Annotated in this window: 15 protein-coding genes; 4 read left to right on the top strand and 11 right to left on the bottom strand. The window is 42.3% G+C overall.

Annotated features, from left to right (window positions below; all coding sequences use genetic code 11):
• The 9 genes from DWX76_RS13200 to DWX76_RS13170 form a co-directional block, all read right to left on the bottom strand.
• On the bottom strand, positions 1–256 hold a 256-nt coding region (locus tag DWX76_RS13200; RefSeq protein WP_147353869.1), incomplete at its 3' end, for a hypothetical protein.
• The gene (locus DWX76_RS15230) at positions 249–374 is read right to left on the bottom strand and encodes a hypothetical protein (RefSeq protein ID WP_412694079.1); all 126 of its coding nucleotides are present in this window, start codon (positions 372–374) and stop codon (positions 249–251) included. The genes DWX76_RS15230 and DWX76_RS13200, both read right to left, overlap by 8 nt.
• A gap of 74 nt (positions 375–448) precedes the next feature.
• Positions 449–2,323, bottom strand: a complete 1,875-nt coding sequence (locus DWX76_RS13195; RefSeq protein WP_118570848.1) for a DUF4422 domain-containing protein — start codon at positions 2,321–2,323, stop codon at positions 449–451.
• 41 nt (positions 2,324–2,364) lie between these two features.
• On the bottom strand, positions 2,365–3,126 hold the full coding sequence (locus DWX76_RS13190) for an ABC transporter ATP-binding protein (protein WP_118471628.1): 762 nt from the start codon (positions 3,124–3,126) through the stop codon (positions 2,365–2,367).
• A gap of 9 nt (positions 3,127–3,135) precedes the next feature.
• On the bottom strand, positions 3,136–3,924 hold the full coding sequence (locus tag DWX76_RS13185; protein ID WP_118493379.1) for an ABC transporter permease: 789 nt from the start codon (positions 3,922–3,924) through the stop codon (positions 3,136–3,138).
• Between the two features lie 27 nt (positions 3,925–3,951).
• Positions 3,952–4,902, bottom strand: coding sequence for a DUF4422 domain-containing protein (locus DWX76_RS13180; RefSeq protein ID WP_107000872.1), 951 nt, complete (start codon positions 4,900–4,902; stop codon positions 3,952–3,954).
• A 3-nt stretch (positions 4,903–4,905) separates the two neighbouring features.
• Positions 4,906–5,445, bottom strand: a complete 540-nt coding sequence (locus tag DWX76_RS15225; protein ID WP_412694078.1) for a sugar transferase — start codon at positions 5,443–5,445, stop codon at positions 4,906–4,908.
• Positions 5,442–6,266: a hypothetical protein gene (locus DWX76_RS15220; RefSeq protein WP_412694077.1), complete on the bottom strand. Its 825-nt coding sequence runs from the start codon at positions 6,264–6,266 to the stop codon at positions 5,442–5,444. The genes DWX76_RS15225 and DWX76_RS15220 overlap by 4 nt, the downstream gene beginning before the upstream one ends.
• A gap of 82 nt (positions 6,267–6,348) precedes the next feature.
• Positions 6,349–6,861 carry a transcription termination/antitermination NusG family protein gene (locus tag DWX76_RS13170; RefSeq protein ID WP_118570847.1) on the bottom strand — a complete coding sequence of 171 codons (513 nt, stop codon included), beginning with the start codon at positions 6,859–6,861 and terminating at the stop codon, positions 6,349–6,351.
• A 479-nt stretch (positions 6,862–7,340) separates the two neighbouring features.
• On the opposite strand from DWX76_RS13170, the gene DWX76_RS13165 reads away from it, so the two are divergent.
• The 4 genes from DWX76_RS13165 to DWX76_RS13150 all read left to right on the top strand — a co-directional run bounded on the left by DWX76_RS13165 (position 7,341) and on the right by DWX76_RS13150 (position 9,881).
• Positions 7,341–7,760, top strand: a complete 420-nt coding sequence (locus DWX76_RS13165) for a hypothetical protein (protein ID WP_118570846.1) — start codon at positions 7,341–7,343, stop codon at positions 7,758–7,760.
• Entirely contained in the window at positions 7,757–8,149 is a 393-nt protein-coding gene (locus DWX76_RS13160) for a hypothetical protein (RefSeq protein ID WP_118570845.1), read from the top strand. Before DWX76_RS13165 ends, DWX76_RS13160 begins: the two co-directional genes overlap by 4 nt.
• Positions 8,150–8,292: 143 nt before the next feature.
• Positions 8,293–8,874: a hypothetical protein gene (locus tag DWX76_RS13155; RefSeq protein ID WP_107000876.1), complete on the top strand. Its 582-nt coding sequence runs from the start codon at positions 8,293–8,295 to the stop codon at positions 8,872–8,874.
• Between the two features lie 296 nt (positions 8,875–9,170).
• Entirely contained in the window at positions 9,171–9,881 is a 711-nt protein-coding gene (locus DWX76_RS13150) for a hypothetical protein (protein WP_118570844.1), read from the top strand.
• A gap of 440 nt (positions 9,882–10,321) precedes the next feature.
• Here DWX76_RS13150 and DWX76_RS13145 read toward each other — a convergent pair whose 3' ends face one another.
• Entirely contained in the window at positions 10,322–10,525 is a 204-nt protein-coding gene (locus DWX76_RS13145) for a hypothetical protein (protein WP_118570843.1), read from the bottom strand.
• Positions 10,526–10,624: 99 nt separating this feature from the next.
• Entirely contained in the window at positions 10,625–10,930 is a 306-nt protein-coding gene (locus DWX76_RS13140) for a hypothetical protein (protein WP_243022587.1), read from the bottom strand.
• Positions 10,931–11,108 lie beyond the last annotated feature (178 nt).

Here is an 11,108-nt window from a genome sequence, read left to right as displayed (position 1 = left end):
TTTTTTCATGTGCAAATTTTTCTGAATCTTTATCTTTTTTTTCTCCCTTTATTATATCCACTAATCTTCTTATCGGTTTTGTCAGTTTCCAAAACTCTTTTTTTTCTCCCTTTATTATATCCACTAATCTTCTTATCGGTTTTGTCAGTTTCCAAAACTCTGAATTTTGAATCATTTCCTTATCTAAGTTAGCTTTTTCCGCCATTGCAATATAATGCATCATTTCATTCGCATATGCTTTATTTGCATTAGTCAAACTTAATAACTGTTGTTCTTTTAAGCTGAGACGTTTTTTTTAACTCACTATTTTCTAATTGTAAAGTGTCTATTGTCTGTTCTTCTTTGCAATGAAGGATCTCTTTATAATTCTCCATTATTTTATTCTCCTTACCATTTACTTTTGTATTTCACTCATTCATAATCTATTCATATGTACCCGTGGTATCTTTTACTTTATAATTTTCTTAACCCACTCTCTCCTCCGACTCCCAATCGGCAGCACCTTATTGGCGATCTTTCGGATGCCCGCGTTCTGCTCCATCTTTGCGATTCTTGACAGTTCCGCTTCTCTCTCATCCATCAGGCATCGTTTCGTTTTTCTCAGGATCATCGGATAATACGGCGACAGCTTCGCATACTCCCAGAAATATTCCGCGAAGTCACAGTCCACTACATCCCATGGTTTCTGGTATCCGGCAAAATGAATCAGATACGGGCGTTTTCTCGCCTGTGTGTATGCTTCATAGAGCTGTCTCGGCGCCATCTTGAGGATATCCATACGGCTGCGTCCTATCTCCTGCCAGTCCATCAGGGTGTTCCACTGCTGCGGTAAGTAGGTTACCTTGTTTTTGCACACGATATTCAGAATATCCTGATCGTGACAGCGATAGGAATGTGTCAATGCCATCTGAATCATGTCTTCCGAACTCATCGTCCTGCGGAGTCCGTCCAGATCAAGAATTAGGACGCCCGCCTGGAAATAGTCATACGGACTGTCCAGTCCCAATGTCTCGGTTGCATAGGTCTGCCAGTTGTTCTGATTCAGATTCAGCTGTCCTGCCACATCGATATCTTTAGCCGCTCCAATCACGGCTCCCTTCAAGTCAAAATCATACAATTCTGCCACATCATGATCGGCCACCATGTCACAGTCCAGATAGAGGATCTTATGGTAATTTGGCATGATCTCCGGGATGATCAGGCGGTAATATGTCTCTACGGACAAGTGCTGATCGACAAATAATTTGCCCGCATTGAAGTATTCACATACTCGGATGAAACGAATCGATATATTCTGTTTGTCCCTGGCTGCCATGGAAATCAGATGCTGATTTTTCTCAGAAATGTCGTTGTATAGAATAATGATGTCATACTCTCTCTCCGGTGAGGCATTCGCGATCACCGAGCGGATCATGATGTCAAGATACGGTGAAAATTTATCGTTGGCAGACAATACAATCGGCACGCCTGCTGGATAAACCGGATCCAGAACCGCTTTCGGCGCTGTCTCTTTGAACAGGGTTTTCGGCAATTCTCCCGCCCGGATTCCCGGCTGGGTTTTCAGCCACTCATAGTAGATGCCGCAAAGGCGTTCTGCCAGATATCCCATCACCCGGTATTCTTCCACGCTGTACCAGATACTGTCGATCCGTTTTTCTGCCTCAAAAAGGATGTCAAAGAGCCATGCACAGTAATTTTTATAGATCTCTTTTTTCATGATGAACATGTTGCACTCATGGGCGGTTTCGGACTGCATATATGAATCTGCTGTCTGTGCAAATGCCGGATATTTTTCCTTTAAGATCTGCAGGGTAATATCCAGATCTTTCCGGTGCTGGAAAGGAACCATGCCATATTCATGGTACACATCCATCGGTTTTCCTTCTGTTTTGATCCGCGGATATCGGCGGCCACGGACGCTGATCACATCATATTTTGTGATCAGATCGCGCATAATCTCCGGCTGAAGTTTCATTTCCTCGATCGCTTCTTCTGAGATGCGGTCATAGGCGATATTTCCCCATCCATCATCTTTATTGAGCGACGGGTCAAATGCCAGATAGCGGCGATAATGGAAAAATCCATAGTAATCCGCCTCTTCGTTTTTCCATGCCCAATACTGTGCCGTCAGCTCACAGTATGTCTTATTCCGTTCGGAAATATTGTCTCCCTCATCGTCATGCAGCATCCCCGGAAGTTTTGTTCCGGAGAGTGCCGTTCCTACCTGAATCGGGTATAAATATGGGTTTTCCGGCACATAGGCCGGTTTGTGGCAGACCACATAGATCCGGATATCCGGGATCTGTCCTGCTTGTTTTTCCATGTATATTACATTCCTTTCATCTACAGCATTTTGCGGGATTTTTATGCGTTTTCCGGCAGATTCAGGCTTTCCATATAAGCATCGCAGACGCTCTCTGCCTCGCCCTGCATAACCACATTTCCCTTGTTCAGCCAGATTGCATGGTCGCAGAGCTGCCGCACGGTTGCCATCGTATGGGAGACAAAGAGAAGTGTCGTTCCATTTTCCAGCATATGATGCATGCGTTCCTGGCATTTTTCCTGGAATGCCGCATCTCCGACGGCCAACACCTCATCGACGATCAGGATCTCCGGCTGCACGATCGTGGCGATAGCAAATCCCAGGCGGGCTGCCATACCGGAGGAGTAGTTCTTGATCGGCATATTCATGAAGTCTTTGAGTTCTGCAAATTCGACGATCTCATCGTAGTGTGCATCCATGAATTCTTTGCTGTAACCGAGAACGGCACCATTCAGATAGATGTTTTCCGTCGCAGTCAGTTCGCCGTCGAATCCGGCGCCCAGCTCGATCAAGGGCGCGATACTTCCCTTTACCTCTACCGTGCCCCGGTACGGCTTCAGGATGCCGCAGATCAGTTTTAACAGGGTTGATTTTCCGGAACCATTGGTTCCGATGAGGCCCCATGCTTCCCCGCGTTTTACTTCAAAATTGATATCTTTCAGAGCCATGAATTCCTGAAACATGAGCTCCCGTTTGATTAGTTTTACAAAATATTCTTTTAAGTTATCGATGCGCTCGGAAGCCATATTGAAACGGACCGCCGCATTGGTTACTTTTATGATTGTATCTTTGTCCGATGCCATTTCTGCCTCCTAGATATATAAGATAAATTTATCCTGCGTCTTTAAGAACGCGCCCACTCCGACCAGAAGTGCGATACCTGCTGCCACGAATCCGGCGATGATCAGATACAAATCTGGCATCCGGCATTCCAGAACGATCTGTCTGAACTGCGTGATATAGAAGTACATCGGATTCAGGGTCATAACCAGTTTCCGCAGTGCCTCCGGAAGCAGGGTGATCGGATAAAATAATGGGGTCAGGTACATCCATGCGGTCAGTACTGCATTGTAAATATGCTGGATATCACGGAAGAATACACATCCCTGTGCTAACAGCATTCCCAGTCCCAGGCAGAACAGATATTCCTGCAAAAGAATCACCGGAATGAACAGGAAGAATACATTCGGGACTACCCGGCACACGATAAATACGATAATAAGTGCCCCCAGAGCAAATATCATATTTACAAAGGAACTTGTGATTTTGGAGACGGTAAATACATATTTCGGTACATACGTTTTTTTTAGCAGGGACGCATTTCCAATGATGGAAAAGATCGCCTGTGTGGTTGATTCACTCATAAAGTTATAAAGAGTCTGTCCGATAATCAGGTATACCGGGAAATTGGTAATATCCGACCGGAACATATTGGAGAATACAATTACCATGATAACCATAACCATCAGCGGATTCAGAATACTCCAAAGATACCCCAGAAAGCTCCGGCGGTATTTCAGCTTGATGTCTTTTGTGACAAGCTGCTGCATCAGGAAGCGGTATTTGTAAAATCCGCCCAGTCGTTTTAAGAACAAATTCATATCTTTTTCCTTTCTCTCTTTTTTCTTTTATCTCAGAAAAAGTCCGCGCAGCAGAACCCGTCTTAAACTTCCTGCCGGAAATAAGCGGTTTAATCTGCGCATGTCTATTTTTATTTTGATCTTTGTCGGTTTTAGCCTGAATTCCCGTATATTGGATGTGCTTTCCTCCTTTCCCGGTTCGGTATGATAGAATTTCAGATAGGGAAGTTCCGCACACTGCGTCCCCCTGTTTCTCTGATATAAGTAAAAGATGCCGAACAGGCGCTCCGCCAGATACCCAATCAGTCTCGGCTCCTGTTTCTGCCTGTCTGCTTCTTTTCTCTCTGCTTCAAAGGCGCTTAAAAGCGTAAAAAGCCATTCCATGTATTTCTGGAACAGCTCTTTTTTCATGATATACATATTCATATAATAGATTTCTTTGGAATGCATATATGCGTCCGCCGCATCTGCATATTCCGGATAAATCCGGTTTAAAAGTGCCAGCATCTGATTCAGATTGTTTCCATCATGATACTGACAGTATTGTCGGTAAACCGTTGTATTGATTCGTTCGCGATACACGGTCAGAAGATCGTATTGTTCGATCTGGCGGCACATCCAGTCTTCCTCGATCCAGTATGGTGTCAGATCTTCCCATACGGAATCTAATTCTATATATGGGATATGACGTTTTCCTATTATTTTCCCTTTCGCAGTCACCGGGCTTAGATTGCGAAAGGTCAGATAACGGCGATAATGGAAAAATCCGTAATAATCGCAATCCAAATGTTTCCACGCCCAGTACTGGGCTGTCAGTTCGCAATAATCTGGATTTTTTTCGGATATATTATCGCCCTCATTGTCATGGTATGCCATTCCTTCCAGCCGCCGATCTGTCAGAGCCGTTCCCACCTGTATCGGATAAAAAAGGGGATTTTCCGGCACATACGTTGGCTTATGACAGGCAATCAAAATGCGTATATCTGCTTGTTTTTCCATGTTTTATTTTCCGTTTGTCGGCTCCTGTTCTTCTTTGACCCCTTCCGTACTCTCTTTCATCAGCATGATCTTCGGCGTCATGATAATCAGCTTCAGATCTTCCAGAACAGAATAGTTCCGTATGTACGTCAAATCCAGCTTCAGCTTGTCATAAGGGGTTGTGTTGTATTTTCCATATACCTGGGCATAACCGGTCAGTCCGGCTTTGACCTGCAGGCGGAAGGAAAATTCCGGTATCTCTTTTTCCAGTTCGGCTGCTAATTCCGGGCGCTCCGGCCGCGGACCCACGATGGACATATCGCCTTTCAGAATATTGTAAATCTGTGGCAGCTCGTCCAGGCGGGTTGCACGAAGGAGGCGGCCAATCGGCAGGATTCTCGGATCGTCCTCACTGGCCAGTCTTGCCTTTCCATCCGCCTCCGCATTCTGCACCATGGTCCGGAATTTATAGATTTGAAATTTCTTGCCATTTTTTGTGAGGCGCGTCTGATGATAAATCACCGGTCCGCCGTCTGTCACCTTGATGCTGATTCCTACAATCAAAAAAACCGGAATCGTGATAACGATTCGACGAGCGATCCGATGATATCGATGATCCGCTTCATGATGGCCTGTTCAATCTGCAGTCCCTGGTTATTCCTCGAAAGCAGCAGCGGCGAATCAAACAGATTCAGTTCCACCGAACTCCGAAGCAGAATGTCTGAAATTTTTGGTACACTGTAAGTCCGGATATTCCGTCCGAAGCAGTATTTGATGATATAGTTGCGCTCGTGCGCCGGAATATCTCCGACAATCACGCTGTCATATCTGGCAATCTCCGCCTTTACCCGTTCCGGGCCTTCGTGATAGCTGATGATCTGGCTGATGATGTATTTATCTTCGCGGGCGTTCATCTTTTCGATCAGATGATAGTCGGAGTGATCGCCCGATATCAGCAGCAGTTCTCTCGGTGGAAACATCCCCCGGTACAGCCACAGAAATGTCATCGTCCATGCCAGAATGATGATGACTGCGCCGACCAGATTGACTGCCAGCGGCAGAGGTGCCGTGAATTTCTTATCCTGCACACTGATCTGGAAATACGTAATGATATTGGTGACTACCACCGCCAGTATCTGCGAGTAGATCAGATTGCCCCGTTTCAGGAGCGCTATCTTAAATCCGCCGTACAGCTGCATAAAGAAAATAAGCAGGAGTCCATAGATGAATATCATCATCCAGTTACCCCTGCGGAAAAACGGCGCCCAGATGATCTTGTTGTACCAGTTGATCCAGATGGCACCGTAAAGTCCTGTCAGCAGCGCGATCAGAATCAGTGCAAAGCCCAGCTTGATCAGCCGCTTATATGGTTCGAATTGATTCATGCTTTTGTGTTTTGGTTCCTTCCTTTTTATTTAATTTTATAATTTAAGGTTCTGTTTTTACAGTCTGTCCCTTACCTTTGTCTTACTTATCTTCCGGCAGACGGATCCCCAGTTCTATCCTGCGCTTTTCTCCCAGAAGCTCGACCTCCACCGTCACGATCCGCTTGCGGATGCGCTTGCGTACAATCTTGTCCAGGAAGAAGGATAATGGTCCCTGGGCAGTTAGGATGTTGTCGTCTTCGTCGAGGGTGACAAAGGAGCGGCGGACAAGACATTCATCCAACTCCATCATCTGGCAGAGCAGTTTCTTCTCTTCTTCCCGAATCGACCAGAATTCACAGTCCGTCCGCAGGAGTTTGGAAAGCTTCGGGACCCGCTTTAACGCCAGAAAGAATTCCTCCGGCGTGTCGGTGTCCGCGATGACATAGGATGGAAAGAGCGGTTTCTGGTATTCCAAAAGTTCCCCGGCATTGCGCCAGACGCATTCTTGCTCAATCACAAAACAGGCGCGGTACCCATTTCCTTTCAAAACGCGTTCGATGCATTCTGTCAGCTCCTGTTCCCTGCCTGTCTGTGTTTGGATCACATACCACATACCGCACTCTCCTTTGCATTTTCCCTGCTTTCAGGTGCACAATGGGTATGCTTCGCCATCCCGGAGCCGCCTTCTGGCTGCCCGGATACGATCTCGATCCATCCTATGTTCCATCTTTCATCTGACCATGACATTGATCACAGGCAGCTTACTCCACGTGCTTTTGATTCTTATTCTGCGTCTCTTAACGCGCTTTCATACATCCGCATCCGGCACGCCTGATTTTAGAGGATTTGTGCCTATGCGAAGTCTAGTTTATTATACTACGGTTTGTGGGGGGATTCAATAGAAGTTTGTGGGAAGGAATGTTTAGGAAATTCTTAAAATAAAGGGTAAAAAGGCAAAATTCTATATTTACTTAGAAATACATATCGGACTGATAGCGAACTCAGTTGACATCGCAGAACATAAGTTCTATAATTGGCTTGTTAGCATTTACAAATTACAGATTTATAAATAATACCTCGGAGGCCAATGCCATGAAAAAAATAGGTTTAACCATATATGCTTTAAATGTTTTTCATACTGGAAAGTATCACTTTGAAAAGAAACATGGACATTTAACTTTTATAGATATGATTTCAGCTTTCTCTAAACAGAATGCGAAACAATTTGATATTGATAACCATGCTGAGAACATTTTTAAAGTCAACTCATTTGAGGTGGAATGTGTAAAAGATGAGGATGGACATATTATTTTTAATGCTTTTACAGGAGTTGTAAAAACCGGAGAATATGGAACTGAAGCCGAACTCATTCACACAAAAACCAGAAAACTGACCCACAAGAAGACCGTTGAAGAGGCTGAAGTTATACCATTCGCTTTCTATCTGGCACTGTCTCCTATAAGACCGGAACGTGGCATACTTATTTTTCAGACCGAGGCCGCAGCAGCATGAAATCAGCATTTGAACACCGCATGAAAAAATTTGTCAGACACACATATGAAGGCTGGAACTTTTCATTAGAAACTCTTATGCCTAAAGAATATGTAGAACACTACCTGGTAGATGGTGTTTTAAAAGAACTCCGGATGATTAAATACGGAATTTCCCAGGATATTTCTGAGCGAAATGGGATACGCGGAAATGATGAGGCCGTGTATGAAGAACGGATCATCCATAATCCTTTGGGTTTTCTTGAAAAGGGCGCCGATAAGATCCGGGAGGTCTTAAGAGGACAGCGGAGCTTATGTGAAGTTGTTTCTGTATCCGATTTCGATTATGACTGCCTGAAATTCAAATTTCGCCTAGGCAAGACAGAAAAAACCATTGATATCGGCAATTAGATGCCCTGGTTGTGACAGAAGACATCACCGATCAGGCCGGAGTCAAAACAGGGCATCCCGATGTAGACATATTAAAGTCCGAAATGCGCGAAACAGCAAAAGAATATATGCGGAGCATGGGGTTAGCATAAGAAGGTGAATTGATGAAACATTGGATATTAAGCAGAGAAGGTTCTCTGAGTATCATACTGGTAATATGGTTGTTTAATAGCTGTGTTCTTAAACTTAAATACGCTTCCTTGGTGGATATTTTTAAAAATTACTTTAGTTGTTTTAAGGATAAAGAAGGACATTTGTTGATAGCACCACTTTTAAATTATATGATCCTGCCGATTCTTCTGGCTGGAATTATTGCCAGAGAAAATCCAATCAGCGAAACGATCCAAAATATTTTAACTGTATTAATTTCCATTTTAACATCCATGTTATTTGCACTTTTGACAACCATCATCCAGATGAAAGCTAAAATTAAAGAAGATTTGGATTATTACAGTATAGAAGCAAACACCTCAAAACAGGCATTGATAGAAACCTATTATATTGTCATGTTTGAAATAACCATGTGTGTATCTGTATTAATCCTGTGTTTAGTAAATTTATTCACAGGACAGCTTAGCTGGGTTTTCAGCTTTTTAATTTATGCCTGCTCGTTTTTAGTCATTTTTAATTTATTGGTGGTTGTGAAACGAATTTTTAGGGTGATTGATACGGATATGAATAAGTGAGAGGGGATGGGGCTTTTAACCGTTGCTTTATAACAACAGTGATTTTCCCAGTTCCGAATGATGTTGGTTCAGCGTTTCATCGCGTCTGGATTTTTAGGGAGCATTTTTCTGTGATTTTGTCAAAAATCACTATTGCTTTTCGTTTGTCTGATATCTGATAAATGTTTTTTATCAAAGCTTTCCCCTGAAAGCATCGTATCTTTGGAGTCTATTGGTTATGTCACTCATTGCTTTGTTACCTTCGGTAGTAACACCTATATTTGTCAATATATTTTTTTAAGTTGAGAATATCGTTTATGGAAAAGAATTGTCGGGCAATTTCTCGAATAGGAGGCAAAACATTACCGAAAAAACAGACTTTCTTCTTGTACATAACTTGGAGGCATATTATAATTAAAATAAATAATGGTAGTTTCAATAATATTCCACCCGAAAGAACGGTAAATCATATGCAAAAGATTGGTATAATCGTAATTTTACTTTTCAATCATATAAATTATTTTTTTACGAATGCCAGTGGCCTTGCAAATTTTTGCACAATCATTCTCTTCGTTTTATTTGTCATCGGTAAAATATGGATACTAAAACGAAATATGCCACTTTATAATGAAAATTTTGAATATATTCTTGTTGACAAAGATGAGGAATTTAACCGGCAGTTTCTACTAGGTGAAAAGGAAACGATAAAACTCAGCTCTCCAGATGGCATATATGATATAATCGTATATGTTCTGAACCGCACTGAGAAAGGCAAGCCAAAACGAACACGTATATCCTCCGCCTTAGAAGATGGTATACAGCATCCTCTTAAATTGAACAAAAATGAGCCAGTGTATCTAAGAATGGATTTACCTTGTGGTATGCCAGATTATCAGCTTGAAATCATTAAATATGATTATGTAAAATTAATAGTTGAGTTGGGCGCTAACGGAAAAGTGGGCGGTATTTGGGTAAATGTTAAGGTGAGATGTGGGGTGAGAAGTTTGTTGTATTATTTGTGCCAGTGAGCTTTTACGCAAAACCTTCATACTTAATAAAGTGGCTAAAAGCTTACAAAACGAGTTTTCAGCCACTGCGAGAGTATGAAAACTTGAAAATCGGCGAAATAGCATCCCAATTATCCCTCCAGCGTTTCATCGAGTTCGGATATTTAGGTGCCCATTTTTCGAGTATGAAAAAATCTCTGTAAATAAGATTCTTCTATGATTAGAATGGCTAAAGGCTTATAAAATAGGCTTTTAGCCATTGCTTTATATATAACAGCGATTCTGGGTATGTCAAGAGCGGGCGGGGGGATCCGCCCACCCGCTCTTGACATACCTCTTTTTTGATTATTCCGGAAGCCTATTCTCATACATAATACTCAACTCCCCATAAACCTGCCCCCAATTTCGAATTGTACTGGTCCAGCGTTTCGTTGCTTCAAATGTCGCTAAATACAAGACTTTCAGCAATGCTGTATAAGCTGATACATATATTCCATTATATCGATAGAATGTCGTATTCCGTGTATTGTATAACTTGCAAAAACTTTGTTAATCAGCGGAAGCATATCTTCAGCATATTTTATAACCTCATCCAATTGACTTATAAATTGACTGTCCTTTTCTTTTAAATATTTATATAAACGTGTTTCCTGTACCTTCTCCATCCTTATCCTCCTAAGTACCAAAAAGTCTAAGAGCAAATATTTCTTTTTATTGTATTCGCATTTCTCCTTTGTTATTTGCTCTGAAACACCTCCAGCTTCCTATCTACACTGCACTTTAATCTGAGCGATTGCACTCTTAAGTTCACGCACCTTTGTTATTAGTTCAAACTCTTCTCCACTCAGATTCCAGATATCAATGTTACCCATTACATTGATTAATTCTATTTCAATTTTACTTAATGTTTTGTAAAGTTCTTCTTTTAATTCGCTATTCTCCTGACTCTCCATGCTCTCCTCATCAAAAGCAGACATTGCATTTTTTGAGTACAGTCCTCTTTCGACTCTGATAATTTCTTTTGCATCAGCCAGCTGAAACACCGCCCCAGAAAGCTGACCTCTCGTCATTTCTTTATCACTATTGGCTGTAATATAATTTTTTAAATCTGCTACTGTATAGCTCCCACCCTTGCTTACACATTTTTTTTATTAACATTTTTATTTCCGCTGTAGATATTTTCATCTCTCCATTTCCTCCGATCCACATTTCATTTTTCTATTTGTTCAAAAAAAATCATCATGATAT

Origin of the sequence: Clostridium sp. AF21-20LB (genome assembly GCF_003478795.1) — a bacterium.
In the GTDB taxonomy this organism is placed as follows: domain Bacteria; phylum Bacillota; class Clostridia; order Lachnospirales; family Lachnospiraceae; genus Otoolea; species Otoolea fessa.
This window is presented reverse-complemented; position numbering and strand designations above follow the sequence as displayed.